Genomic DNA, 24,709 nt, shown 5'->3' on the forward strand with positions numbered 1-24,709 from the left:
GTGCGGGCGACGATGGTGGATTTGCGCGTGGCGATCTGGGCCATGCGCACCTTGCCCTTGCGCTCGAGCGTCGGCAGGGTGAGCTGGCTGTCCTCGGTCTCGATCATGCGGATGACGCCGTCCACATCGGAGATATCGACCGAGCGGCCTTCTTCCAGAGAACCATAGAGTGATTCGAGTACGCGCCGCGCCTGGTCGACCGAGCTGGCCGCGCCTTTGAGCAGGACGTGATTGCCGCGGGGGGTAGCCGAAACCTTCATGCGCTGTTCGATCAGCGCAAGGTTCTGGTCAAAATCGCCATAGAGCTGGGCAGCGAGGCGATTGTCTTCAAAAGCGAGTTCGAGTTGCGATGCGAGTGCGTTGTCTGCGGTCGGTGACAAGTGCCTGCTCAAACTGGTGTGGCTCCACGCTCAGCGCGGCTGCGGGCTTGCGCCGCGACTACATTAACGAGGCTAGGCCGATTTGCGTTCGGTGTCTGTAGCAATATTGTGACTGCGCGCCGCGATGAAAGGGGCGCTGCAATGTTACTGCCCCGCCAGGCCAAGAAACGCGGTCAATTCCCTGGCCGCCGCCGCGCCGGCGCGATTGGCCCCGATGGTGGAGGCGGAGGGACCATAGCCGACCAGATGCACGCGTGGATCGCGCGCCACCTGGGTGGCCAGTCGTCCGGTCATGACAATGCCGCCCGACTCCTCGCGCAGTTGCAGCGGCGCCAGATGGTCCAGCGCGCTGCGGAAGCCAGTACACCACAGGATGACGTCGACAGCCAGCTCGCGACCATCTGCCCAGCGCACGCCGGTCGGCGTGATGGATTGGAACATGTCCTGGCGCTCCAGTACCCCGCGCTGGCGCATTGCCTCGATAGTGGGCGTCACCGGCAGGCCGGTGACGGAAACGACGGAATTGGGCGGCAGGCCGGCACGAACGCGCGTCTCGACCATGGCCACGGCGGCGCGGCCGGCCTCCTGGTCGAACGGCCCCTCGCGGAAGCGCGGCGGCGTCCGGGTGACCCAGGTGGTGCGCGTCACCTGCGAAATCTGGTCGAGCAGCTGGATCGCTGAAATGCCCCCGCCCACGATCAGCACGTGCTGGCCGGCGAAATCCTCGGCCTGGCGAAATTCCTGCGTATGCAGCTGCCGGCCGCTGAAGCTCTCGCGTCCCGGATACTCGGGGATGAACGGCTTCTCCCAGGTGCCCGTCGCGTTGATCACCCCGCGTGCCGAGAACAGCCCGCGATCGGTCTCGACACGCAGTCGCTCGCTGCGCTCGCAGACCACGCCGACCGTTGCCGGACGCAGCACATTGAGCCCGAAGCGCTCTTCATAGGCGCCGAAATAGTGCGGCACGGCAACCGAGGCGCGCACGCTGTCGTCGTCCCCGGAAATATCGGCAAAGCTCATGCCCGGCAGGTCATGCACACGGTTGACGGTGGAAAGGGTCAGCGAGGGCCAGCGATATTGCCAGGCGCCGCCCGGCTGGGGCGCCCCGTCGAGCACGAGGAAATCGCGCCCCGCTTCGAGACCGAGTTGCTTGAGATGATAGGCTGAGCTAAGCCCGGCCTGCCCAGCGCCGATGACGACGATGTCCAGCTTGAGCGCGACCCGCGCCCCCTGATCCTGATCCGGCACCCTGGCCCCCAAATACGACCCCATCCATGTAGGGACGCGACGCGGCATGAGCAAGCATGGCAACCTCCGGCCATCCTGCGGGTTCTGTCTGGCGCAAGGAGTGCAACATCATGGCACATGTGACTTACGACATCGTCGAGCACGACGGCGGCTATGCCTACAAGGTCGGTGACGTATTCTCCGAGACCTTCCCGTCGCACCGGGCCGCGCTTGACGCCGCCACTGCTGCGGCCCAGCGCCAGCAGCTTGGTGGGCGCGACGAGGCCATTCAGTATCAGGACAGCAAGGGGACCTGGCACGAAGAGCAGACCGATGGCGGCGATCGGCCGGAAACCGATGTCGAGGATGACCTTCGCTGAGAACGCCCGGCCGCCGGGTGCACTATCCCCGCGCCGCCAGATGGTGCCCCGTCAGCGATCCGCTGGCCTTGGCCAGGTCGGCCGGCACGCCTTCGAACTGGATCGTGCCACCATCCTGCCCCGCGCCGGGGCCAAGATCGATGACCCAGTCGGCTCGCGAGATCACGTCGAGATTGTGCTCGATGACGATGACCGACGAGCCGGCATCGACCAGCCGGTCGAACAGGCCGATCAGCGTATCGACATCGTTCATGTGGAGGCCCGTGGTCGGTTCGTCGAGCACGTAGATATTGCCCTGCTTGCCCAGTTCCGCTGCCAGCTTCAGGCGCTGTCGCTCGCCACCCGACAGCGTCGAGAGCGGCTGGCCCAGCGTCAGGTAGCCCAGGCCGACGTCGTCGAGGCTCTTGAGTATCCTGGCGATGGCGGGCTCGGTGAAGAAGACCACGGCGTCGGAAATACTCATCCCGTAGACTTCGGCGATCGACCTGCCGCGCAGGTGGTGCTCCAGCACCTCGGGCAGGAACCGCTTGCCCTCGCAGGTCTCGCAGGTGGTGACCATCGGGTCGAGATGGGCGAGATCGGTATAGATCACGCCCAGCCCGTTGCAGTCCGGGCAGGCCCCCCTGGAATTGGCCGAAAACAGCGCCGCGTCGACCCCGTTTGCCTTGGCGAAGGCCTTGCGTACATTGTCCAGGATACCGGTATAGGTCGCGGTATTGGACCGCCGCGAACCGCGCGCCAGGTTCTGGTCGATGATGATGGTGTCGGGATAGGCGGTTGGCAGGCAACCCTGGATCAGGCTTGATTTGCCGGAACCCGCGACACCCGAGACCGCCGTCAGCACCCCTCTGGGGATGGTGACCGACACGCCCTTGAGATTGTTCAACTTCGCCTCAGCGATCTTGAGCTCCCCCGTTGGCTTGCGCACCTTGTCCTTGATCGCCTGATGCTTCTTGATGTGATTGCCAGTGAGCGTGCCGCTGGTCAGCAGGCCCGCGAAATTGCCCTCATACACAATCTCGCCGCCCTTGCTGCCGGCACGGGGCCCCATATCCACCACATGGTCGGCAATGGCGATCATGTCGGGCTTGTGCTCGACAATGAGCACCGTATTGCCCTTGTCGCGCAGCTGCTGCATCAGTCCGGCGAGCCGGCCGACATCGTGCGGATGCAGGCCCACTGAGGGTTCGTCAAAGACATACGTTATGTCTGTAAGTGAAGAACCGAGATGGCGTACCATCTTGACGCGCTGGCTCTCCCCGCCCGACAGGGTCGAGCTTTCTCGGTCAAGGCTGAGATAGCCCAGCCCGATGGTCACCAGATTTTCCAGCCGCAAAGCCAGCGCCTCCAGCATCGGCCCGACCTGCACGGCCTTGATCGAACGCACGAGCTTGGCCAGTTCGCTCACCTGCATTGCCGACAGCTCTGCGATATTGCGGCCTTCAATCCTGCTGGTCAGCGCAGCCGCGTTGAGGCGGGCGCCGTGGCAGATCGGGCAGACAGCGCGGGTGAAGATACGCTCATACTCGGCCCGCATATGAGGTTGCAGGCTCTCCGGGTCCTTGGAACCCAGCCCCTTCTTGAGCTTGGCAACAACGCCCTCATAGGTGAGGTTGATCTTGTTGACTTTGACCTTGCGGCCGTCATCGAGATTGAAGAGCATTTCGCGCTCTTCGGGCGTGAATTCCTTGATCGGCTTGTCGATATCGAACAGGCCAGCACCGAAATAGACGGCCGACCACCAGCCATCGACCTCGAAGCCCTTGGGCAGCAGTGCACCTTCCCGGAGCGTTTTGGACTCATCAACCACTGCGCTCATGTCCATCGCTGCAACCTGGCCGATCCCCTCGCAGTCCGGGCACATGCCGCGCGGATCGTTGTAGGAGTAAAGGCTCGGCGGCCCGAGCCGAGGCTCGGCCAGTCGCGAAAACAGCACGCGCAGCATCTGCGCCGCATCGGTTACCGTCGCCACGGTCGAGCGCGAATTGCCGCCCAGTCGTTGCTGGTCGACAATGATCGCCGCCGAGATGTTTTCGAGCTGGTCGGCATCGGGTTGGCCGTAGCGCGGCATGAACTGCTGCACGAAGGCCGGGTAGGTCTCGTTGATCAGCCGCTGGCTCTCCGCCGCGATGGTGCCGAACACCAGCGACGACTTGCCAGAACCCGAAACCCCGGTGAACACCGTGATCTGGCGCTTGGGAATATCGAGCGAAACATTCTTGAGATTGTTCTCGCGGGCGCCGCGAATGACGATCGAACCGTAGTCGGGTTTGGTCACGAGGCAGTCCTCATCGTTGGTCTTGGCGCTGTCGCGGACTTTGCGAGAAGCCTGCTGACATGACGCGTCAGCAGGCCGATTTTCGACGCTAGCTAACGGATTTTTTCAGCAGCGCCGCAAACATCTTCTCGTCGGCAGGCGTCAGCTTGGTTACTGCGTAAGAGGTCGGCCACACGGAGCCATCGTCGAGCCTGGCCGGGTCATTGAAACCGAAACTGGCATAGCGCGAATCGAACTTGCCGGCGGGGGTGAGAAAGCAAACCACCTTGCCATCCTTGTTGGCCCAGGCCGGCATGCCGTACCAGGTCTTGGGCGACAGGTCCGGGGCGTTCTCGGTGACCAGTGCATGCAGGCGTTCGGCGATGGCGCGGTCGCTGTCGTTCAACTCGGCGATCTTGGCGAGCAGATCGGCCAGGCCATCGCCTTTCTTGCCCTTCTTGCGTTCAATCTTGGCGTCCTGCATTGCCTCGAGCTCGGCATCCGAAAAGACCTTTTCGGCATTGCTGGTTTTTTTGGTGGCCACTGGGATTCTCCTCTTGTGTTTCGGGGATGGGCGGCGTCAATCGAGCGAAGCGACTGTATTCTCCAGCGCCACCATGAACTGCTTCCACGCAGCTTTGGCGCCCTTGTAGGCAAGCTCCTGGTCCGGGCGGAAACCGGTCTGCTCCATGCGGATGATCGTTCCCTTCGGCGTCGGCTCCAGCGTGAATGTCACCACGCTTTCAAGCCCAAAGGCGTTCCATGTGTAGGACAGCGTCCTGTTGGGCTCGACCGTCAGCACCTCGCAGTCGACCACCACATTGACATTAGGCTTGGGCTCATTGCGCAGGGTGAATTTCTGACCCTCGACCGGCTTGAAATCGGTTTTCATCAGCCACTCCTCGATCAGGTGCGGTTGCGTCAGCGCGCGCCAGATTTTCTCAGGCGGATGGGCGACCTCCCGCTCGATGATGACGGTGCGGATGGCGGGCGTGGTCTCGCCTGAAAAACTCATTGGTCCATCCTCTTGAGCAAACCTTCGAGCTGGTCGAACCGACCCTCCCAGAAGCTGGTCATTTCGCTGGTCCAATCGACCAGCGGCGCCAGCGCGCCCGGCAGGGCGCTGTAATGCGTCTGACGGCCTTCGTGGCGATCACGCACCAGCCCGGCTTGCTTCAGCACCCCGAGGTGCCGCGAGACCACCGGCTGCGACACGCCGGCCCGGGCCGTCAGGGCCCCGACCGTTATCTCGCCTTCGCGACACAATCGCTCAAAGAGTGCCCGCCGCGTCGGATCGGCGAGCGTTCTGAAGATCGTGTCCTGCGCATTCGATATCTGGGACAATCCATACCTCGTTGGCTATGAATTAACGTATAGCCAACGAGCTATGGGTTAGTCAAGAGCCAATCTTGCCGGCCGCATGGGCAGGCCTGCTCAGGACAGGCACTCGACCGTAAAGCCGCCGGGCGCCTTGACGTAGAAGGTGTAGCCATGGTGCTCGGATGGCGGACCGGGATGAAAGCCATCCGCCTCGAGCCTTTGGTGGATCGCGTCGACCTCGGACCGGCCGGACCGGATGAAGCCGATATGGAAATTGGCGGGGTAGCTGGCGTCCTTGCCCTTCATCAGCGAAAGCACGATGCCATTCTCGTCGGTCAGAAAGATGAAGTTGTCGTTGTTGCGGCCGATCTCGGTCATGCCGAAATAGGTGGTGAGGAAGCTGGCGGCGGCCCCGGCGTCGTCCACCGTCAGGTTGAGATGGTTGAGCTTCATTGTGTCTCCTAGAGCGAGGCCTTGCGGACCTGGCTCACGCCCACCGCCAGTCCAACTGCCGCGACCCCCGCCGCAACCAGCGCGCCATAGAGGACCGGCATGGTCCAGACTTCGCTGACGAACAGCGCCCGCTCGGCCTCCACCAGATAGGTCAGCGGATTGAAGCGGCTGGCCACATAGAGCCAGCCCGGCGCATTGGTCATCGGCAGCAATACCCCGCCCAGCAGCATCATCGGCAGGGCAACCGAATGGCTGACCATGTAGAACAGCGATCCGTCGTGCTTGCTGGCAATGGCCAGCGCATAGGAAAGCGACGCTACCCCGATCCCGAACAGCATCAACAATACCAGGCCCAGCAGCATGGGCAGCGGATGCCACACCAGCCCGAACGGGGCGGCGACGAGAATGATGATCAGCGCCTGGACCAGCAGCGGCGCCAGCTCCTTGAGCGCGCGGCCGACCATGATGGCTGGCCGGCTCATCGGCGTCGCGAGAAACCGCTCGAAGCTGCCGCTCATCAGTTCCTCGGTCAGCGACCAGCCGCAGGAGACAGTCGAGAACAGCACCAGCATGACCGCCATGCCGGGCACAAACCATTGTAGCGGGCTCGCGCCGTTAGGACCTGGCACATTGCCCAGCAGCGGCACGAACAGGCCGAGATAGAGCAGTGGCTGCACCAGCCCGAACAGGATGTAGTACCACGAGCGGAGCGTCGGCCCGATCTCGCGGCGGAAGGAGATGGTGGTATCGGTGATGAAGGACATTTTGAATCCTTGAAGTGAGAGCCACGTTTACCTCTGCCTTTGGGGAGAGGTCGGCGGCGAAGCCGACGGGTGAGGGGGCCTTTAAAGACCTAAGCCGCAGCCTCCCGGAGCGACCTTCCGGTCAGCCCCAGAAACACATCGTCCAGCGTCGGGCGCACCACGCGGGCGCTCATCGCTTCGATGCCGGACTGGTGCAGCCGCCGGATGAATTCGGGCAGCACGGCCTCGCCATCCTTGAGCGTCACGGCGATGTCGCGCCCGTCCACCTTGGTTTCGCGTGCATCAGGCAGGTTCTGTGCGATCTCGGCCGCGCTGCCGCGCTGGTCTTCGCAGAGCACCCTGACATGGATGGTGTCGCCGGCAAGGTCAGCCTTGAGGCGGGCCGGGGTGTCATCGGCGATCATCACCCCGTTGTCCATCACCATGACCCGCTCGGCCATGGTGTCGGCCTCGTCGAGATAATGGGTAGTTAGGAAGATGGTCATGCCGCTCTGCTGGCGCAGCCGGGTGATGTGCTCCCAGAGATTTGCCCGCGAATGCGGATCGAGCCCGGTCGAAGGCTCGTCGAGAAAGAGAATGGGCGGGGTGTGCATCAGCCCCAAAGCCACGTCGAGCCGGCGCTTCTGCCCGCCCGAGAGCGAGGCGCAGGTGCGGTCGGCCAGGCTTTCGAGTTCCAGCATGCCGAGCAATTCGTCGGCCCGCTTCCGTGCCGCCGCGGCGCTCATTCGCTGGGCCTGGCCCTGGGTTACCAGCTCGTCGCGCACCCGGTGATATGGCCCCGAGCCGCTGCCCTGCCCGACATAGCCGATTTTTCGGCGGACGCTGGCGGGCTCGCTTGCCACGTCATGACCGCCGACATGGGCGCTGCCCGAGGTTAGCGGCAGCAGAGTGGTCAGCATGCGCACCGAGGTTGACTTGCCGGCGCCATTGGGGCCGAGAAAAGCAACCAGCTCGCCTTCAGCGACATCAAGGCTGAGACCGCGGACGGCCTCAATCGGACCGGTCTTGGTCTTGAAGGTGCGGGTGAGGTCTCTGGCATGGATCATTTCGGTCCCCTTGTCCTTGCTGCGGGCACACTGATCCAGCCCTGCTGACACGACGCGTCAGCAGGTGGCATTTCGACAGCGGGCTCGACTTTTTCGCAGCGGAGGGCTATAACTCCGTACGTCGTACAATGTTTAGCACAATCTTGTACGGTGTAAAGAGTTATTTGGAGGCTTGATGGCCGAGGATATTGCCGGACGCGGTGACCCGATCAGAACCCTGCAGCTGATGTGGGGGCGTGCGGAGGGTCCAAAGCGCGGCCCCAAGGCCAAGGTCGCCGTTGCCGATCTGGTTGCCGCTGCGGTGGCCATCGCCGATGCTGAAGGCATCGAGGCCGTCTCGACGCGGCGCGTCGCCGAGGCGGTCGGCATTTCGCCAATGAGCTTTTACACCCACATCCCCGACAAGGCCGTGCTGCTCGACCTGATGCTCGATGGCGCGGCGGGTCTGCGGATTGAGGAAGCCCCGCGGTTCGACCCGGCGCAATGGCGCGCCAATGTCACCTTCGTCGCCAGCGCCTTCCGCGAATTCTATATCACTCATCCCTGGGTGCTGCAGATATCCACCCACCGCCCCGTTCTGGGCCCGCACACCATGCGCGCCTATGATATATTCCTCAGCGCTTTCGAGGGCCTTGGGCTGGATGAGGTCGAGATGGACATGTCGGTGACCATGGTCGCCAACTATGTGCACGGCGCCGCCCGCGACGTGGCGCGTTCGCGCATGGTCAAGGAGCAGACCGGGCTGAGCGACGACGAATGGTGGTACACTATCGCCCCCTTTCTCGAAACCATCGACTATACGCCCTATCCGGTTGCCGCCCGGGTCGGGCCCGTCGTCGGCGAACTCTACGGCCTGGGCGATCCCGACCGGGCCTTCAACTTCGGCCTCGAGCGGATTCTGGACGGGCTGGCGATCCTGATAGAGGGCAAGGCCAAGGCCTGAAGTCCGAGACGGCCCAGAGCTGTCTAGATCGCGGTGCCTTCGGCATTGAACAGGTGGATGCGCGCCGGGTCGATATAAGCGGCAACGGTCGAGCCCAGTTCCACCGCCCGCTGGCCTTCGAGCACGATATTGATGGGCTGGTTGTCCGCCGTGGTGGCATAGACCACCGTCTGCCCGCCCAGGTTTTCCACCAGGTCCACCCGCACATCGGCCAGCTTGATGCCATTGCCTTCAAACAGCGTGATGTGCTCTGGGCGCGCGCCCAGCGTCGCTGCCCCGGCTACGGCGCGCGGTAGCGTCAGCACATTGCCCGCCACCTTGAGACCTGCGCCGTTTTCAACGGCGGTGAGGAAGTTCATCTTGGGCGAGCCGATGAAGCCGGCAACGAACAGGTTCTTGGGATTGTTGTAGAGCTCGAGCGGTGCGCCGGCCTGCTCGATAATGCCCAGGCGCAGCACAACGATCTTGTCGGCCATGGTCATGGCCTCCACCTGATCATGGGTCACGTAGATCATGGTGTTCCCCAGATCGTTGTGCAGCTTGGCGATCTCGACGCGCATCTGCACGCGCAGTTCGGCGTCGAGGTTGCTCAGCGGCTCGTCGAACAGGAATATCTTGGGTTCGCGCACGATGGCGCGGCCGATGGCGACGCGCTGGCGCTGCCCGCCCGAGAGCTGCTTGGGCTTGCGCTGCAGCAGCGGCACGATCTGCAGGATTTCGGCTGCGCGCTGCACCCGGCTCTTGATCTCTTCCTTGGGTGTCTTGGCGGTTTCCAGACCAAAGGCCAGGTTCTGGTAGACATTCATATGTGGGTAGAGCGCATAGGACTGGAACACCATGGCGATGCCGCGCTTGGCCGCCGGCACGTCGTTCATGCGCTGTCCGTCGATCACCAGGTCACCCCCCGAGATCGGCTCGAGCCCGGCAATCATGCGCAACAGGGTGGATTTGCCGCAACCGGAAGGGCCGACGAAAACCGTGAACTCACCCGGCTCGATGTCGAGATCGATGCCGTGGATCACCTGGATGTCGCCATAGGCCTTGACGATCTGCCTGAGCTGGATGTTGGTCGCCACGGTGATCTCCTAAGCAGCCCGGAACTGGGCGGGAACCCAGCTCTCGTAGAGTGGATGGCCGGGCCCGATGGGCAGGGCCACGTCCTCGCCAGTCGCCGACGAATGGTAGAAGGCGGTAACAAGTTCGAGCGAACGCCGCGAATCGGCGCTGGTGACCGGCAGTTTGGCGGCGCCGGTCAGCGCCTCGTGGAATCGTGCCATCTGCGTCTGAAAGCGGGAGGGCACGTGCTGCCAGTCCTTGAGCAGGTCGGCGATCGCCGCTTCGGTGCCCGGATTGCGCGCCTGGATCTTCCACGGCTTCTCGCCGGGATTGTAGGCGGCATGGTCGCTCTCGAACGTGACATTCTCGAAGGCGAGACGGATGCGGGTCATGTCGTCGGCCGAGCCGAGCGTGGCGGTAAGGCTGGCCAGCGCGCCGCTCTTCATCAGCAGCGAGGCCGAAATGGTGTCTTCCACCTCGATCGGGTTGACGCGGGTGGCGACGCGCCCGAAGACGCGATCGATGTCGCCCATCAGATAGGTGAAGAGGTCATGCGGGTGGATGGCGTGGCCCATCAGCACGCCACCGAGTTCGGTCGCCCATTTGCCGCGCCAGGGCACGGCATAATAGGGCGCATCGCGCCGCCACAACGTTTCGACCGTGCCCATATAGGGCTTGCCGGCCAGGCCCGCATCGATGACCGCCTTGGCCTGCTCGATGCCATTGCCGAAGCGATACTGGAACACCGGCATCAGCATGCCCTTGGAGATCTTCTCCTCGGCGATGACGGCGTCGACCTGGGCCAGCGAGCCGACCAGCGGCTTTTCGCAGATGACATGCTTGCCGGCCTTGAGCGCGGCCATGACCATGGAATAGTGCAGGCCCGGAGGCGTGCAGATATCGATGATGTCGATATCGTCCATGGCCAGCACGTCGTTGAAGCTGGCAATGCGCCCCTCGACGGCGAATTCGTCGGCCACGGCGGCGAGGCGCTCGTCATTGAGGTCGCACAGAACCTTGACCTTGAACTTGTCCGCATTGGGCAGATAGCCCTCGACGATGTGGCTGCGGCCGATGCCGACGCCGATGATGGCGACGTTGAAGATTTTGCTCATCGTGCCCACTCCGTGCCGCGTTCGGCCAGTTGCTGCGCTGTCAGCGCCAGTTTCATCGCATTAAAGCACCGCTCCTGCGGCATGGCCGTCTCGGTGCGGTTGCGCACATCGTCCAGGAATTGGCGCCCGAAGGGCCGCTCGACCTGCGAACAATCGATGTGGCGCGGGCCTTCATGATTGACCAGGAACAGATGATCGGTGCCCGGCTTGCCGGCAATATCGATATATTTGCGCAGCTCGATATAGCCCTCGGTGCCCAGGATGGTGAGGCGTCCGTCGCCCCAGGTGGGCAGGCCCTTGGGGGTAAACCAGTCGACGCGAATATAGCCCGAGGTATCGGCGGTGCGGACATGAGCGTCGCCCACGTCCTGCAGGCCAGGCTTTTCGGGGTGAGCCCGATTGGCGACCGTGGCCGAGACCACTTCGGCGTCCATCGCATTGGAGAAGAACAGGAACTGCTCGAACTGGTGGCTGGCGATGTCGCAGAGAATGCCACCATAGCGCGACCGCTCGAAGAACCAGTCGGGGCGGTTGTTGAGGCGCAGCGAATGGGGGCCCAGGCCCACCGTATTGATAACCTTGCCGATGGCGCCCTGGCCAATCAGATTGCCGGCCTCGACGGTGGCACGCACCTCGAAATGCTCGGAATAGAGCACGCCATAGATGCGGCCGGTTTCTTTCTGCACGCGCTTGATCTCATCGAGCTGGGCAAAGGTGGTCATGCCCGGCTTGTCGGTCAGCACATCCTTGCCATGCTGCATCGCCGCAATCGAGATGGCGGCGCGGTCGGCCGGAATGGCCGAGGTCAGCACGACCGAGACCGCTGCGTCCTCGAGGATGGCACGCGGGTCGGCGACTCGCTTGGCCTCGGGATACTTGGCTGCAAATTCTGCGGCAAGATCGTCTTCGACGGCATGGAAGGCCACGAACTGGCCGCCGGCCTCCTTGAGGCAATCAACCTGCCCGTAGATGTGAGGATGATTGATGCCGATGGCGGCAAACTTGATGTCAGTCATGTCTAGCGTTTCATACCGGTGGTGGCGATGCCTTCGATGAGCAGTCGCTGGAAGAATAAGAAGAACAGGAAGATCGGCACAAGGCTGAGCACGCTCATGGCAAACAGCCCGCCATAGTCACTCTCGCCCGTACTGTCGGTGAAGGTGCGCAGGCCCAGCATGACGGTGTAGGACTTCATCTCGCTGAGATAGATCAGCGGTCCGAAGAAGTCATCCCAGGTCCAGATGAAGGTGAAGATCGCGGCCGTAGCCAGCACCGGCATGGACAGGGGTAGGATGATCTTCCAGTAGATGCGCCAGGCCGAGCAGCCATCCATGCGGGCGGCCTCGTCGAGTTCCTTGGGCAGGCCGCGGAAGAACTGCACCATCAGGAAGATGAAAAAGCCGTCGGCGGCGAGGAATTTGGGTACCACCAGCGGCAGGAAGGTATTGACCCAGCCCAACTGCCGGAACAGCACATATTGCGGGATCAGGGTGACCTGATAGGGCAGCATGAGCGTCATCAGCATCATGGCGAACCAGAAGTTCTTGAACTTGAAGTCCAGCCGGGCAAAGGCGAAAGCCGCCATCGAGCAGGCAATCACATTGCCCATCACCGACAGGCCCGAAATGATGAAGCTGTTGACATAGAAGGTGCCAAAGCTGGTGCGCAACCCGTTCCAGCCGCGCACATAGGCATCCAGGCTCCAGGCCGACGGGATGATGCTGGCCGAGGTGAAGATCTCGTTTTCCGGACGGAAGGATGCGGCCAGCAGCCACAGCAGTGGATAGAGCATCAGCACCGAGGCACCCAGCAGCGCCACATGGATCAGTACCGAGGTCAGCCGCTTGCGGCCGGGCGCCTCGGCGCCGGTGACCACGGTTAGTTTGGCGGGGACATCACTCATCGTAGTGCACCCAGTATTTGGACGTGAAGAAGGAGAAGGCGGTGAAGATGCCAACCAGTGCCAGCAGCACCCAGGCCAGGGCCGAGGCATAGCCCATGCGGAAGAAGCCGAACGCCTCCTGGTAGAGATAGAGCGTATAGAACAGCGTCGAATTGATCGGATTGCCGGTGCCGCCCGAAATGATGAAGGCCGGCGTAAAGCTCTTGAAGGCCTCGATGGTCTGGATGATGGCGTTAAAGAACACCACAGGAGTCAGCAGGGGCAGGGTGATCTTGACGAACTGCCGCCATTTGCTGGCGCCGTCGAGGCTTGCCGCCTCGTACATGTCGGTCGGGATCTGCCGCAGCCCGGCCAGGAAGATGATCATCGGCGAGCCGAACTGCCACACTGCCAGGATAATCAGTGTCCACAGCGAGGTCTTGGGATTGGAGATCCAGCTCGGACCCTCGATACCGAACATCAGCAGCAGCTTGTTGACTAGGCCGTCGCCGGCAAAGATCTGGCGCCACAGGATGGCGATGGCCACCGACGCGCCGAGCAGACTCGGTAGATAGAACAGCGCCCGATACATCGGCAGGGCCTTGATGCCGCGGTTGAGCAGCATGGCCACTGCCAGGGCGAAGGCGAGCTTGAGCGGCACCGAGAAGATGACGAAGAACATGGTCACCCGCATCGAAGCCCAGAATTTGGGATCGTTGGTGAACATGCGCATGTAGTTGTTGGCGCCGACCCAATCAGGCGAGGTCAGCAGGTCGAAATCGGTAAAGCTGAGATAGAGCGAGGTGACCATCGGGCCGATAGTCAGGCCGAGAAATCCCACGAGCCAGGGCAAGAGGAACAGATATCCCGGGGCATCGTTCTGCCAGATCCGGGACCAGGTGGAGGGGGTGGCCGCGCGCTCCCTTGCGGAAGCGCCCGTTTCAAGAGAGCGCGCGGTCATGTCTATGCTCGGCTGAGGATGTCGTTGGCGCCGGTGACGAGTTCGGCACCAGCCTGTTCCGGCGTCTTGGCGCCGAAGCCGACTTCCTGGCCCAGCGTACGGATCAGCGATTCAGAGATTTCACCGGCAGCGGCCGGCGGGGAGGGCGGCAGCGGGCCAAGCAGGTCGCCCAGATTGGCCACGAAGTTCAGCGCGACCTGGCTTTGCTCATCGAGCGTCGGCGCAACGACATCGCGGGTGGCAGCGACGCACGGAATGCCGCGCTCGACGCCCAGCAGCTTTGCCGCTTCCGGATCGGAGATGAAGAAGTTGATGAAATCGGCCGCCGCTTCCTTGTTGGCGGACGAACCGCCCACCGAGAAGAACATCGACGGCTTGCGGTAGTGACCACCACCGACGCCGGCAGCGATACGCGGGTAGCCCACCATGCCCAGCTTGTCCTGGACGATGGCCTGGAAGGCCACGAGCTGGTTGGAGTTGGACGGCATCATCGCCGCCTTGCCCAGCACTACCATCGTGGTCTCAAGCGGACCGGTATCGAGGGCCTGGTCTTCAGCCGAGACGCAGACCTCTGCTTCGCGCAGCTTGGCCCAGAGCTGGTACCATTCGACGGCGTCGGCCTCCTCGTAGCCCAGTTTGCCATCGGCGGTGTAGAGCGCCTTGCCGCGCTGACGCAGCCAGTTGTCGAGCATCGGTTCGGAATAGGAGCCGTCCATGAAGGCCTTCATGCCGCCACGGATATTGGCTGCCTTGAAGGCCTCGCCGATCGCCATCAGGTCGTCCAGGGTCCAGGCATTGGTCGGCACCTCGACGCCAGCTTCCTCAAAAGCCGAGACGTTGACGAGCGTCGCCACCGAGTTGGCGCCGAGCGAGATACCATAAAGCTTGCCGTCGACCTTGCCGCCTTCGAGCTGATCGGCGTCGAAGCCGTCGAGCTTGAGGGCGCCGCCGACGAATTCGTCGAGCGGAGCGATGGCGTTACGCTTGGCGTATTCAACGATATAGCGGTAGTCCATCTGGATGATGTCGGGGGCGTTGCCGCCAGCAGTCTGCGTCGCCAGCTTGGGCCAGTAGTCGTTCCAGGCGAGGAATTCGCCCTCGACGGCGGTGCCTTTGGCGGCCGTGTAGAGGTCGGTCACGCCATAGGTGCGGTCGGCGCGGGCCTGGCCACCCCAGAAGGTGAGGCGCAGGCTCGACGCCTGGGCCCAGCTCGGCATCACGCCGGCGGCACCGGCGGCGACGAGCGCGGAGCTGCCCATCAGGAATTTGCGGCGATCGATACGGATACTCATCAAGTTTCCTCCCATGAATTGTGGTCGTTCCGGCTTCCGGAACGGCATTTGCTCAGCAGCCTCCCTGCCGCTAAGTCACTAACCGGTTACATATCCGCCGCATTCCGACAACCCTGTCAAGTGCAGGCGATAGCGCTTTTTGCCGAACTATCCTTAAGCAATTTGCGCAAATAACCGACTGGTTACGACATAGCACACGCGTTCTCTGCTAGGCAATTACTTGTATGGAAGATGAGCCAAGCCGGCAAGCCCTCTATCGCAACCTCCGTCACATCGCGAAATTGCCCGGATTCTCGGTGTTTTCGGCGCCCGGCAAAAGCCTGGAGCCATCCTCCACGGCCTTTTTGGAAGGCCGATTTCGTCTTCTTGTCCGATAGAGTGGCGCAGTCTGGACCAAAAGAAAAATACGAAATAACCTGTCCGATATAGATTTCTTCTATGTCCGCAGGAGGCGTGTATGGACAAGCTGCTCAATCAGTTTCTCGCCGTGGCCGAGGCTGGCACGATCAGCGCGGCAGCAACGGCCCTGTTCATCACCCAGCCGACGCTGACCTTCAACATGCGCAAGCTCGAAGAAAATCTCGGCGTGCCGCTGCTCATCCGTTCGCCCCGCGGGGTAGAGCTGACGGAATATGGTGAGACGCTCTATCAGAACGGCCGGCTGATGCGGCGGCTCTACGACAACACGCTCAATGCCATCGCCCACCAGCGCGGCCGCACCGAGCAGGGTCTGCGCATCGGCTCGGGCTATTCATGGTGGACCTTGTTCATCCGCGACATGGTGCTGGATTATTCCCGGACCTATCCCAATGCCCGCATCCATGTGAGCCTGGGCAATCAGCTGCGCTGCATGGACCAGATGCTGAGTGGCGACATTTCACTTTTCGTTGCGCATGAGATCGAGGGGCTCAGCCGCAGCACCGGCGCCAGGATGGTGCCGCTGACCCGGGTCGGGCAGGGCTATTTCGTGCGCGAAGGCCACGCTTTGCTGAGCCGCCCGCGCTCCATCGCCGAGATCGAGGCCTTTCCAGCCGTCACCAGTTCGCTGCCGGAGATCCGGCACCAGCGCTTTTTCGAAGCCTGGAGCCGCACCACTTCGGGCAGCGCGCCCTTCGACCAGGGTAAATATATCTTTGCCTCCAATTCGCTGGCGGCGTGCCTGGACTATGTCGAGCGCAGCGATGCGGTGATCAGCCACACCGAAGTGATGGCCGATGAATTCATCCGCCGCGGCCTGCGGCGCATCAGCATCACCGAGCCGACGCCGCAAAACCTGATCGGCATCTATGTCCTGCAGGAACGCGCCGAAGAGCCGCGCGTCGCCGAGCTGATTGCCCGCTTGCGAGAAGCCGCGAGCGCTGTGCTGCCGCCGCTCGACTAGGCCGGCTGGGTGCGCAGATAGTCCAGCACCATCTGCACGGCCTGCGCCTCACGCTCCTGCACCATGTCGATACCACTCAGATCGCGGGAAAAAATCACCGACAGCGTCGCCATGTTGGAGACGTAGAAAAAGCCCAGTGCGGCGATGGATATGTAGAGCTGTACCGGATCGACATCGCGGCGGAAAATGCCGACATCGGCGCCACGCTCGACGATCGTGGTGATCTGCCCCACCAGGGGAGAATGCAGCGCCTGGATATCGGGCAGGGTCTTGAGGAACCGGGCGTTCTCGAGATTTTCGGTGTTGAGCAGCCGCGGAAACCACGGATTGGCGAGGAAGTGCCGGAAGGTGAAACGCACCAGCCGGTCCATGGCGTCAACCGGGCCATACTGGTCAAGGCTGAGCGCCCGTTCGCCCCGGCGGATTTCCTGATAGGCATCGAGCAGCACCGCCCGGTACAGGTCCTCCTTGTTGCCGAAATAGTGGTAGAGCAGGCGCTTGTTGGCCCCGGCCAGCACCGCGATGGCATCGACCCGCGCGCCCTCGAAGCCCCTCGCCGCAAATTCGGCACGTCCGGCGACGAGGATCGCCGCCTTGGTCTTCCCCGAATTGCGCGCCCGCTTGACCGGCGCCGCAGCCTCAGCCTTTGGCTGGGGTTTCCGCACTTGTGCGGCTGAAAATGGCTCTGACACGCTTGGATACCGCCGGAATGGACATGAGGATGGTGAGGACGATGATCAGGCAGATAACAGCGCTGATCGGACGGGTAAAGAACGGCGTCGGATCGCCATTGGTCAGCAGCAGGCCGCGCCGCAGGTTGAGATCGAGCAGGTCGCCCAGCACGATGCCGAGCACCAGCGGCGCCATCGGATATTTCATCTCCCGCAGGATGAAGCCGACAATGCCGAAAAACAGCATAACATAGACGTCGAACATGCGCTGGGTGATGGCAAACGAGCCGACCACGCACAGCACGTAGATGATCGCCATCAGCCGCTCGCGTGGCACCATCAGCACCTTGATGAAGACCTTGGTCAGCGACAGGCCGAAGATGAGATTGGCCAGCGTCGCCAGCAGCAGCATGGCCACAACCTGGTAGAGAAAGACCGGGTTCTCCACCATCAGCATGGGGCCAGGCCGAATGCCGTGGATATACATGGCCGCGATCAGCACGGCTGCGGCCGCCGAGCCGGGCAATGCCAGGGTCAGGGTCGGGATCATGGCGGCCGACACCACGGCATTGTCCCCGGTCTCGGCGGCGATCAACCCTTCCTGGCTGCCCTTGCCGAATTCCTCGGGGTGCTTGGAGGCGCGCTTGGCTGCGGCATAGGAACTCCAGGAACCAACATCTTCGCCAACGCCTGGGATGATGCCGACAAAGGTGCCGATAATGCCGGAGCGCAAAATCGTCCGCCAATATTGGAAGATTTCCCGGAAGGTGGGCACGACGCGGTCATTGACCTCGGCAACGCGGCCAACGGCCTTGCGTTTCATGGTGGACAAGATCTCGGCAAAGCCGAATGCCCCCACCATGGCGGGGATCAGGTCGACGCCGCCGCCAAGCGCCGCAATGCCGAAGGTGAAGCGCTGGTGCGCATGCAGCGTCTCCATGCCGATCATGGCGACGAGCAGGCCCAGTATGCCGGCAATATAGCCCTTGAGCGGGGTGTCGCTGCCCGACATCTGGCCCGAGATGACGACCCCGAACAGCGCCAGCCAGAAGAATTCGTAGGAGCCGAATTTCAACGCCGCTTCGGACAGGAGCGGCGCAATGATGGCCAGAAAGAAAATGCCGACCATGGTGCCCAGCGTCGAGGAGGTCGTCGCCAGCCCCATGGCCAGTCCCGCCTTGCCCTGCATGGCAAGAGGATGCCCGTCGAGCGATGCCGCGGCATTGGCCGGTGTCCCCGGGATGTTGAGCAGGATGGCGGTGCGGCTGCCGCCATAGATGGCGCCCAGATAGACGCACATCAGCGTCAGGATCGCTTGGTCGGGCGCCATCTTGTAGGTCAGCGTCACCAGCAGCGCCACGCCCATGGTCGCGGTCAGCCCTGGCAGGATGCCGATCACCAGCCCCAGCAGCGTCGCCCAGACGACGTTGAACAGGGAGGCGGGGGTGAGGAAATGCGCAATCCCCTGGCCGAGCAGCAGCAATCCGTCAAACATCAGGGCTCCTCGCTATGGCAGGCGAACGAGAAAGATGCGGGCGAAGGCCAGATAGATGCCGCCACCGCCCACAATGGCAATGGCCAGCGCCCAGAGTGCACTGCGCCACAGCGGGATGGGTGTATCGGTGAGGCAGACCTCGAACAGCACGATGAAGCCGAAGATGAAAATCATCGAAGCGGCCCAGAAGGGCAGCCAGCCCACCAGCACCAGCGTATAGACCAGCGCCAATGCCAGCACCGCCAGCACGCGCCGCACCTGCTGCGTGGTGAACAGCACTGCCAGACTCCGCCAGCCGCCCGGCGCCTCAAGGCGCCAGGATCGCAGCCCCAGCAAGGTCCCGCACAGGGTCAGCATGACGCCGAGCATGATCGGCACGAGGCCAGGAATGGTCGCGGGATGAATCTGCCGGGCCTCAAGGCGCGGCATGGTCCAGGATAGGTAGGTCACGGCCAGCCCGAGCCCGACCAGCACCACGGCGGTAAGTAGGTCGGCGCGCGCGCGGATGGCGTGATCGTCAGGGTCGGTTTGGCTTTCCATGAACATGCTCCTGATGCGGCCTTGCGCCAAAGCCCGGCGGCGAGCAGCGGGGGCGGGCATTGGCCCGCCCCACCAGCTTACGGAACGCCCACTTCGGTGCGGGTTTCGCAGTCAATGCCGATCGTGGAGGGATCGTTGACTGCCTCGCCGCGTGCCACCGAGGAACACGCCTCAAGGATCACCACCGGCATGGCCAGGGCACGCGCCTCGGCACCGAAGGAGGGAGCGAACACCGCCCCGAAGGTTTCGGCATAGGTCCTGATCGCCTCGGAGCTCATCACCTTGTCGGCCCAGATCGCATCGAGCGTCGCGATCACTTCATCGGGTACCCCGACCGGCACGAAAATGCCGAAATAGTCTGGCGCCAGCTCAATCTCGGGCAGGTAGTCGGTGATCGGGGGGATCGGATCGACGCCGTCGAGCACCAGCGGCTGGTTGGACAGCACGGCCAGGGCCCTGAGCCGCCCGCCGCGGATCAGTTCGGTCTGCTCCACCGCCAGCTGCGTCGTCACCATGGCTTCGCCGGAGGCGGTGGCAATGGCCGCCGGGCCGCCGCCGTCATAGGTGATCATGTTATATTCAAAACCTGCCTCGTCGCTGAGCGCGGCAATGGCCGTGCCACCCGAGGAGGTGATGCCGGCGGTTGCCACGGTGATTTCACCGCCGCGCGACTTGAGCGCCTCGAGCAACTGTCCGAAATCGGTGAACTCGCTGTCGGACGGCACGCTGACCACCGGCACATTGGCGACCGACAGGTAGATGTGCCAGTCGTCGATGTCGGTGTCTTCCAAAAGGCCGGTGACCGAATAGGTGGCGTTGTTGGCTATGGCATTGGCGGTCCAGGTATAGCCGTCGCGCGGGGCGTTGAGCACCTCCTGGGTGCCGATGGCGCCAGAGGCCCCCGGCTGGTTGACCACCACGACGTCGACGCCCAGTGCCTCGGCCAGGATCGGCGCGGTGACGCGGGAAATCTGGTCGGTCGAACCGCCCGCGCCCCAAGGCACGATCAGGTTGATGGGCCGGTCGGGCTGCCATTCCTGTGCTGCACTCAATGATGTGCCCAGCAACAGCGCCGATGCGCCGCCTGCCAGGACAAACAACAGTCGTGTGTTCATCGTGTTTCCTCCCTTGCTGCGTGCAGCCCGGATATTTCCGTGACCACAAGCCCAGACTGCTGCCGTCCCGGCGCTGCTGTCAACCAATAAGTAACCGTCCAGTTATGCCGAGACATGGCCGTAGCTCCGGTTTTTTCCCGTAGTCTCCGCAGCATGGCCGTTGCGCAAACCGGTCTCCCGGAGCAACATGAACCATCGGGTGGCATGGGGGTGAATGTGGAACCGCAGTCGGCAATAGTCATGGCGCTGGCGCTCGCGCTCGGTGCCATCGTCAAGGGCGCCACCGGCATGGGCCTGCCCCTTGTCGCCCTGCCGGTGCTCGCGACCGTCTTCGGGCTGCAGCACGCCATCGGCCTGATGACCATACCGCTGATCGCCACCAATGCCTGGCAGGTCTGGCGTTTCCGGCAGGAGGCGCAATCCCCGCGGCTAGGCTTCCTGCCGCCATTTCTAGCCGGCGGCGCCATCGGTGTCGCCTTGGGGACCTGGGCGCTGACCACCCTGCCGGAGCGCGCGCTGGTGCTGACGCTGGGGATCGTTCTGCTCGCCTATGTAGCGCTGCGCCTTGCCACACCGCATTTTTCGCTGAGTTTGGCGGCGGCCAGGCGCCTTGGACCGTTGGCCGGCACCGGCGGCGGTATCCTGCAGGGTGCCACCGGCATCTCCGCACCGATCGGGGTCACCTTCATCCATGCCATGGCCATGGAGCGGCCCGCGCATCTGTTTGCGGTCTCGGCCATGTTCCTCACCTTCTCGCTTGTGCATCTGCCGGCCTTGTGGGCTGCCGGCGTCATGCGCCCCGAATGGCTGCTGCAGGGATTGCTGGCATTGGGCCCCATCTTGCTTTTCATGCCGCTGGGCCAATGGGCCAGCAGCAGACTCAGCCGCAAGGCGTTCGATCAGATGATCCTGGTCTTTCTCGGCTTCATCGGCCTCAAGATGGTTCTGGGACTCTAGGACGAGGATCGACAGCGATCCCGGCTTGACGGCCCCGCCCTGTCCCGTGTAGCTAAGTAACTAACCAGTTACACGCCGGACACGGCACGGGAGGAATTGAATGGCGGATAGACGGCTCGGACTCATCATGCACGGCGTCACCGGACGCATGGGCTACAACCAGCATCTGGTGCGCTCGATCCTTGCCATTCGCGACCAGGGCGGCGTCGTGCTTTCCAATGGCGACCGTCTGGTAGTCGATCCGATCATCGTCGGCCGCGACGCCGACAAGATCGAGCGGCTGGCGAAAAAGCACGACATCAAGCGCTGGAGCAGCGACATCGATGCCGCGCTGGCCAACCCGGAAGACACCGTGTTCTTCGATGCCGGCACCACGCTGATGCGCGCCAGCCTCATCGAAAAGGCCCTCGCCGCCGGCAAGCATGTCTATTGCGAAAAGCCGACTTCGGATTCGCTGGAGATCGCCGTCAATCTCGCCAAGACCGCCCGCGCCTCGGGCCTCAAGCATGGCGTGGTGCAGGACAAGCTGTTCCTGCCCGGCCTGATGAAGCTCAAGATGCTGCGCGACTCTGGCTTTTTCGGCGACATTCTCTCGGTGCGCGGCGAGTTCGGCTATTGGGTCTTCGAGGGCGATTGGCAGCCGGCGCAGCGCCCAAGCTGGAATTACCGCAAGGCCGATGGCGGCGGCATCATCCTCGATATGCTGTGCCACTGGCGCTATGTGCTCGATAACCTCTTCGGCGAGGTCAAGGCCGTGTCGTGCCTGGGCGCCACCCACATCCCCGAGCGCGTCGATGAAAAGGGCAACCGCTACAAGGCCGATACCGACGACGCCGCCTATGCCACGTTCGAGCTCGAAGGCGGGGTGATCGCCCAGATCAATTCAAGCTGGACCACGCGCGTCCGTCGCGACGATCTCGTCACCTTCCATGTCGACGGCACGCATGGCTCTGCGGTGGCGGGCCTGCATAAATGCTGGAGCCAGCATCGGGTCAATACGCCCAAGCCGGTGTGGAACCCCGACCAGCCGCAAACCATGAACTTCTTCGGCGATTGGGAAGAAGTGCCTGATAACTGGCCGGCTCAGAACGGCTTCAAGGCGCAGTGGGAAATGTTCCTCAAGCACGTGGCCGAAGACGCGCCGTGGGAATATGGCCTCGAAGCCGGCGCCAAGGGCGTCCAGCTCGCCGAACTCGGCCTCAAAAGCTGGGCCGAACGCCGCTGGCTCGACGTGCCCAAGCTGGAATTCTGATCGTTTCGAAACTGACGGTGGCAAGCCCCCTCACCCGTCTCGGCCTCCGGCCGATCCACCCTCTCCCGTGAGGGGAGAGGGGGCACCGAGCCAGAAACGTCCACGGAGCCACCCTTCTCCCCTCGCGGGAGAAGGTGCCCGAAGGGCGGATGAGGGGGTATTCATGACCAGTATCAACCTGCCCAATCCCGATCGCAGCATCACCAGCTATACGCTGACCGGAGAACCCATTCCCTTCATCAAGCACAAGGCGAGCGACTTCAATCGCATCGCCTATGCGGCGGCCCATGTCGTTGCCGACCCGCTGGCCAGCAACGATCCCTGGCTCACCCCGGCCATCGATTGGGACACAACCCTCAAATTTCGCCATCGCCTCTGGGATCTCGGGCTCGGTGTCGCCGAGGCCATGGACACCGCCCAGCGCGGCATGGGCCTGAGCTGGACCGACGCGCAGGAGCTGATCCGCCGTGCCCAGGCCGAAGCCCGCACGCGGGACGACAGCCTCATTGCCTATGGCGCCGGCACCGATCACCTCACACCCGGTCCCGATGTCACCATCGACCAGATTATCAAGGCCTATGAAGAGCAGGTCGGCTTCGTGGAGGCCGAGGGCGGCCGCGTCATCCTCATGGCCAGCCGCGCCCTCGCCGCCGCCGCAAAGTCACCGGACGACTACGCCAAGGTCTATGGCCGCATCCTCTCCCAGGTGAAGCAGCCGGTGATCATGCATTGGCTCGGTGAAATGTTCGATCCGGCCCTGCAGGGCTATTGGGGCAATATCGACCACGACGCGGCCATGGATGTCTGCCTCGACGTCATCGCCACCAACGCCGCCAAGGTCGATGGCATCAAGATCTCGCTACTCTCTGCGGAAAAAGAGATCGCCATGCGCCGGCGGCTTCCGGCATCGGTCAAGATGTATACCGGCGACGACTTCAACTATGCCGAACTGATCGCCGGCGATGGTCAGGGCTATTCCCACGCCCTGCTTGGCATTTTCGATGCCATCGCCCCCGCTGCCTCCGCCGGCCTCGCCGCTTTGGGCAAGGGCAACAATAACGAGTTCTTCGACCTGCTCGAACCCACCGTGCCGCTCAGCCGTCACATCTTCGCGGCGCCGACGCGCTTCTACAAAACCGGCGTGGTCTTCCTCGCCTATCTCAATGGATTGCAGGACCACTTCACCATGATCGGCGGCCAGCAATCGACCCGCTCGCTGCAGCATCTGGCCGAGCTGTTCCGCCTCGCCGACAAGGCCCGCGTCCTGGCCGATCCCGATCTTGCTGCCAGCCGCATGAAGGCGGTTCTGGCTATCCACGGGGTGACGGCATGACACAGCGTGCTATCTCGCTGAACCTGGCCACCACGCGTCAGGTCTGGGGCTTTGCCGAAGCCGTCGACGGGTGCCTGCGCGCCGGCATCACCGCCATTTCCCCCTGGCGCGACCAGATCGCCGCCATCGGGCTCGATGAAGCCGCGCGCATTGTCCGCGCCAACAAGATCCAGGTCACCGGCGTCTGCCGCGGTGGCATGTTCCCCGCCGAGACTGCGGCCGGCCGCCAGACTCAGATCGATGACAACCTGCGCGCCATCGACGAGGCGGCCGCGCTCAATGCCGATTGCCTGGTGCTGGTGGTGGGCGGCCTGCCCGGGTCGTCCAAGGACCTGCCCGGCGCCCGCCAGATGGTCAGCGACGGCATCGCCGCCATGCTGCCCCATGCCAGGGCCTGCGGCATCAAGATTGCCATCGAGCCGTTGCACCCGATGTATGCGGCTGACCGCGCCTGCGTGAACACCATCGATCAGGCGCTCGATATCTGCGAGACGCTGGGCGAGACCGTCGGCGTCGCCATCGATGTCTATCATGTCTGGTGGGACCCCAAACTGGCCCAGGCCATCGCCCGGGCGGGCCGTATGAAGCGCATATTCGCCCACCATATCTGCGACTGGCTGGTGCCGACCAAGGATATGCTGCTCGACCGCGGCATGATGGGCGACGGCGTCATTGACCTGCCAGGCATCCGCAAGATGATCGAAGACGCCGGCTTCTTTGGTCCGCAGGAAGTGGAGATCTTCTCCCAGGACAATTGGTGGAAGCGGCCCGGCGACGAGGTCCTGGCCGTGATCAAGGAGCGTGTCGCAACCGTCTGCTGACGTCTTCCCCCTTTCGTCGCCGCGGCAAATGGTTAGTCTGCGGCGACAACAAACGGAGGAAACGCGCC

25 protein-coding genes and 1 pseudogene are annotated in these 24,709 nt (G+C 63.2%); 7 read left to right on the top strand and 19 right to left on the bottom strand.

Annotated features, from left to right (window positions below; all coding sequences use genetic code 11):
- Positions 1-380: pseudogene (locus V6M52_RS16105) on the bottom strand (PhoH family protein); the annotation flags it as partial.
- 144 nt (positions 381-524) lie between these two features.
- Complete coding sequence (locus V6M52_RS16110) at positions 525-1,628, bottom strand: NAD(P)-binding domain-containing protein (protein ID WP_332701796.1); 1,104 nt, start codon at positions 1,626-1,628, stop codon at positions 525-527.
- 110 nt (positions 1,629-1,738) lie between these two features.
- Between V6M52_RS16110 and V6M52_RS16115 the strand changes: the two genes are divergently transcribed.
- Positions 1,739-1,987, top strand: a complete 249-nt coding sequence (locus V6M52_RS16115; RefSeq protein ID WP_332687024.1) for a DUF2188 domain-containing protein — start codon at positions 1,739-1,741, stop codon at positions 1,985-1,987.
- A 22-nt stretch (positions 1,988-2,009) separates the two neighbouring features.
- On the opposite strand, the gene V6M52_RS16120 is transcribed toward V6M52_RS16115, so the two are convergent.
- From V6M52_RS16120 to V6M52_RS16150, 7 genes are all read right to left on the bottom strand, one after another.
- Positions 2,010-4,265 carry an excinuclease ABC subunit UvrA gene (locus tag V6M52_RS16120; RefSeq protein ID WP_332701798.1) on the bottom strand — a complete coding sequence of 752 codons (2,256 nt, stop codon included), beginning with the start codon at positions 4,263-4,265 and terminating at the stop codon, positions 2,010-2,012.
- An 88-nt stretch (positions 4,266-4,353) separates the two neighbouring features.
- Positions 4,354-4,788: an iron chaperone gene (locus V6M52_RS16125; protein WP_332687020.1), complete on the bottom strand. Its 435-nt coding sequence runs from the start codon at positions 4,786-4,788 to the stop codon at positions 4,354-4,356.
- A gap of 36 nt (positions 4,789-4,824) precedes the next feature.
- Positions 4,825-5,259 (bottom strand): SRPBCC family protein, encoded by a 435-nt coding sequence (locus V6M52_RS16130; protein ID WP_332701800.1) that lies wholly within the window; start codon positions 5,257-5,259, stop codon positions 4,825-4,827.
- The gene (locus V6M52_RS16135; protein ID WP_332687059.1) at positions 5,256-5,579 is read right to left on the bottom strand and encodes an ArsR/SmtB family transcription factor; all 324 of its coding nucleotides are present in this window, start codon (positions 5,577-5,579) and stop codon (positions 5,256-5,258) included. The genes V6M52_RS16130 and V6M52_RS16135 overlap by 4 nt, the downstream gene beginning before the upstream one ends.
- A gap of 99 nt (positions 5,580-5,678) precedes the next feature.
- On the bottom strand, positions 5,679-6,017 hold the full coding sequence (locus V6M52_RS16140) for a VOC family protein (RefSeq protein ID WP_332687016.1): 339 nt from the start codon (positions 6,015-6,017) through the stop codon (positions 5,679-5,681).
- A gap of 8 nt (positions 6,018-6,025) precedes the next feature.
- Positions 6,026-6,781 carry an ABC transporter permease gene (locus V6M52_RS16145; protein ID WP_332701802.1) on the bottom strand — a complete coding sequence of 252 codons (756 nt, stop codon included), beginning with the start codon at positions 6,779-6,781 and terminating at the stop codon, positions 6,026-6,028.
- An 89-nt stretch (positions 6,782-6,870) separates the two neighbouring features.
- Positions 6,871-7,827 (bottom strand): ABC transporter ATP-binding protein, encoded by a 957-nt coding sequence (locus V6M52_RS16150; RefSeq protein ID WP_332701804.1) that lies wholly within the window; start codon positions 7,825-7,827, stop codon positions 6,871-6,873.
- Positions 7,828-8,002: 175 nt separating this feature from the next.
- Here V6M52_RS16150 and V6M52_RS16155 point away from each other — a divergent pair, with 175 nt between their 5' ends.
- Entirely contained in the window at positions 8,003-8,770 is a 768-nt protein-coding gene (locus V6M52_RS16155) for a TetR/AcrR family transcriptional regulator (protein WP_332701806.1), read from the top strand.
- Between the two features lie 23 nt (positions 8,771-8,793).
- Here the strand turns inward: V6M52_RS16155 and V6M52_RS16160 are convergent, their stop codons facing one another.
- From V6M52_RS16160 to V6M52_RS16185, 6 genes are read right to left on the bottom strand one after another with little or no spacing between them, the layout of a single operon-like run.
- The gene (locus tag V6M52_RS16160; RefSeq protein WP_332701808.1) at positions 8,794-9,846 is read right to left on the bottom strand and encodes an ABC transporter ATP-binding protein; all 1,053 of its coding nucleotides are present in this window, start codon (positions 9,844-9,846) and stop codon (positions 8,794-8,796) included.
- A 9-nt stretch (positions 9,847-9,855) separates the two neighbouring features.
- Positions 9,856-10,941 (bottom strand): Gfo/Idh/MocA family protein, encoded by a 1,086-nt coding sequence (locus V6M52_RS16165; RefSeq protein ID WP_332687006.1) that lies wholly within the window; start codon positions 10,939-10,941, stop codon positions 9,856-9,858.
- Positions 10,938-11,957, bottom strand: a complete 1,020-nt coding sequence (locus V6M52_RS16170) for a Gfo/Idh/MocA family protein (RefSeq protein WP_332701810.1) — start codon at positions 11,955-11,957, stop codon at positions 10,938-10,940. Before V6M52_RS16170 ends, V6M52_RS16165 begins: the two co-directional genes overlap by 4 nt.
- Before the next feature lie 2 nt (positions 11,958-11,959).
- Entirely contained in the window at positions 11,960-12,844 is an 885-nt protein-coding gene (locus V6M52_RS16175; protein WP_442881878.1) for a carbohydrate ABC transporter permease, read from the bottom strand.
- Positions 12,837-13,784 (bottom strand): carbohydrate ABC transporter permease, encoded by a 948-nt coding sequence (locus tag V6M52_RS16180; RefSeq protein ID WP_442881879.1) that lies wholly within the window; start codon positions 13,782-13,784, stop codon positions 12,837-12,839. The genes V6M52_RS16175 and V6M52_RS16180 overlap by 8 nt, the downstream gene beginning before the upstream one ends.
- A 2-nt stretch (positions 13,785-13,786) precedes the next feature.
- A complete protein-coding gene (locus tag V6M52_RS16185; protein WP_332687001.1) occupies positions 13,787-15,076 on the bottom strand; it encodes an ABC transporter substrate-binding protein in 1,290 nt (429 codons plus the stop codon).
- 457 nt (positions 15,077-15,533) lie between these two features.
- Here V6M52_RS16185 and V6M52_RS16190 point away from each other — a divergent pair, with 457 nt between their 5' ends.
- The gene (locus V6M52_RS16190) at positions 15,534-16,457 is read left to right on the top strand and encodes a LysR family transcriptional regulator (RefSeq protein ID WP_332687000.1); all 924 of its coding nucleotides are present in this window, start codon (positions 15,534-15,536) and stop codon (positions 16,455-16,457) included.
- On the opposite strand, the gene V6M52_RS16195 is transcribed toward V6M52_RS16190, so the two are convergent.
- The 4 genes from V6M52_RS16195 to V6M52_RS16210 all read right to left on the bottom strand — a co-directional run bounded on the left by V6M52_RS16195 (position 16,454) and on the right by V6M52_RS16210 (position 20,278).
- Entirely contained in the window at positions 16,454-17,122 is a 669-nt protein-coding gene (locus V6M52_RS16195) for a TetR/AcrR family transcriptional regulator (RefSeq protein ID WP_332686998.1), read from the bottom strand. The two genes, V6M52_RS16190 and V6M52_RS16195, sit on opposite strands and share 4 nt — an antisense overlap.
- A complete protein-coding gene (locus V6M52_RS16200) occupies positions 17,097-18,623 on the bottom strand; it encodes a tripartite tricarboxylate transporter permease (protein ID WP_332701812.1) in 1,527 nt (508 codons plus the stop codon). The genes V6M52_RS16195 and V6M52_RS16200 overlap by 26 nt, the downstream gene beginning before the upstream one ends.
- A 12-nt stretch (positions 18,624-18,635) precedes the next feature.
- Positions 18,636-19,163: a tripartite tricarboxylate transporter TctB family protein gene (locus V6M52_RS16205; RefSeq protein ID WP_332701814.1), complete on the bottom strand. Its 528-nt coding sequence runs from the start codon at positions 19,161-19,163 to the stop codon at positions 18,636-18,638.
- A gap of 77 nt (positions 19,164-19,240) precedes the next feature.
- On the bottom strand, positions 19,241-20,278 hold the full coding sequence (locus V6M52_RS16210) for a Bug family tripartite tricarboxylate transporter substrate binding protein (protein ID WP_332701816.1): 1,038 nt from the start codon (positions 20,276-20,278) through the stop codon (positions 19,241-19,243).
- A gap of 240 nt (positions 20,279-20,518) precedes the next feature.
- Between V6M52_RS16210 and V6M52_RS16215 the strand changes: the two genes are divergently transcribed.
- From V6M52_RS16215 to V6M52_RS16230, 4 genes are all read left to right on the top strand, one after another.
- Positions 20,519-21,235, top strand: coding sequence for a sulfite exporter TauE/SafE family protein (locus V6M52_RS16215; protein ID WP_332701818.1), 717 nt, complete (start codon positions 20,519-20,521; stop codon positions 21,233-21,235).
- 100 nt (positions 21,236-21,335) lie between these two features.
- Complete coding sequence (locus V6M52_RS16220) at positions 21,336-22,487, top strand: Gfo/Idh/MocA family protein (protein WP_332701820.1); 1,152 nt, start codon at positions 21,336-21,338, stop codon at positions 22,485-22,487.
- Between the two features lie 163 nt (positions 22,488-22,650).
- Positions 22,651-23,820 carry a dihydrodipicolinate synthase family protein gene (locus V6M52_RS16225; protein ID WP_332686986.1) on the top strand — a complete coding sequence of 390 codons (1,170 nt, stop codon included), beginning with the start codon at positions 22,651-22,653 and terminating at the stop codon, positions 23,818-23,820.
- Positions 23,817-24,641: a sugar phosphate isomerase/epimerase family protein gene (locus V6M52_RS16230; protein WP_332701822.1), complete on the top strand. Its 825-nt coding sequence runs from the start codon at positions 23,817-23,819 to the stop codon at positions 24,639-24,641. Before V6M52_RS16225 ends, V6M52_RS16230 begins: the two co-directional genes overlap by 4 nt.
- Positions 24,642-24,709: the final 68 nt, after the last annotated feature.

Origin of the sequence: Devosia sp., from assembly GCF_036676215.1 — a bacterium.
In the GTDB taxonomy this organism is placed as follows: Bacteria; Pseudomonadota; Alphaproteobacteria; order Rhizobiales; family Devosiaceae; genus Devosia.

Bases quoted from the DNA above. Each gene is read 5' to 3' on its own strand.
- V6M52_RS16115 (WP_332687024.1), top strand. From the start codon at position 1,739: ATGGCACATGTGACTTACGACATCGTCGAGCACGACGGCGGCTATGCC.
- V6M52_RS16130 (WP_332701800.1), bottom strand. From the start codon at position 5,259: ATGAGTTTTTCAGGCGAGACCACGCCCGCCATCCGCACCGTCATCATC.
- V6M52_RS16140 (WP_332687016.1), bottom strand. From the start codon at position 6,017: ATGAAGCTCAACCATCTCAACCTGACGGTGGACGACGCCGGGGCCGCC.
- V6M52_RS16145 (WP_332701802.1), bottom strand. From the start codon at position 6,781: ATGTCCTTCATCACCGATACCACCATCTCCTTCCGCCGCGAGATCGGG.
- V6M52_RS16150 (WP_332701804.1), bottom strand. From the start codon at position 7,827: ATGATCCATGCCAGAGACCTCACCCGCACCTTCAAGACCAAGACCGGT.
- V6M52_RS16155 (WP_332701806.1), top strand. From the start codon at position 8,003: ATGGCCGAGGATATTGCCGGACGCGGTGACCCGATCAGAACCCTGCAG.
- V6M52_RS16165 (WP_332687006.1), bottom strand. From the start codon at position 10,941: ATGAGCAAAATCTTCAACGTCGCCATCATCGGCGTCGGCATCGGCCGC.
- V6M52_RS16170 (WP_332701810.1), bottom strand. From the start codon at position 11,957: ATGACTGACATCAAGTTTGCCGCCATCGGCATCAATCATCCTCACATC.
- V6M52_RS16175 (WP_442881878.1), bottom strand. From the start codon at position 12,844: ATGAGTGATGTCCCCGCCAAACTAACCGTGGTCACCGGCGCCGAGGCG.
- V6M52_RS16180 (WP_442881879.1), bottom strand. From the start codon at position 13,784: ATGACCGCGCGCTCTCTTGAAACGGGCGCTTCCGCAAGGGAGCGCGCG.
- V6M52_RS16185 (WP_332687001.1), bottom strand. From the start codon at position 15,076: ATGAGTATCCGTATCGATCGCCGCAAATTCCTGATGGGCAGCTCCGCG.
- V6M52_RS16190 (WP_332687000.1), top strand. From the start codon at position 15,534: ATGGACAAGCTGCTCAATCAGTTTCTCGCCGTGGCCGAGGCTGGCACG.
- V6M52_RS16200 (WP_332701812.1), bottom strand. From the start codon at position 18,623: ATGTTTGACGGATTGCTGCTGCTCGGCCAGGGGATTGCGCATTTCCTC.
- V6M52_RS16205 (WP_332701814.1), bottom strand. From the start codon at position 19,163: ATGGAAAGCCAAACCGACCCTGACGATCACGCCATCCGCGCGCGCGCC.
- V6M52_RS16210 (WP_332701816.1), bottom strand. From the start codon at position 20,278: ATGAACACACGACTGTTGTTTGTCCTGGCAGGCGGCGCATCGGCGCTG.
- V6M52_RS16215 (WP_332701818.1), top strand. From the start codon at position 20,519: ATGGCGCTGGCGCTCGCGCTCGGTGCCATCGTCAAGGGCGCCACCGGC.
- V6M52_RS16220 (WP_332701820.1), top strand. From the start codon at position 21,336: ATGGCGGATAGACGGCTCGGACTCATCATGCACGGCGTCACCGGACGC.
- V6M52_RS16225 (WP_332686986.1), top strand. From the start codon at position 22,651: ATGACCAGTATCAACCTGCCCAATCCCGATCGCAGCATCACCAGCTAT.
- V6M52_RS16230 (WP_332701822.1), top strand. From the start codon at position 23,817: ATGACACAGCGTGCTATCTCGCTGAACCTGGCCACCACGCGTCAGGTC.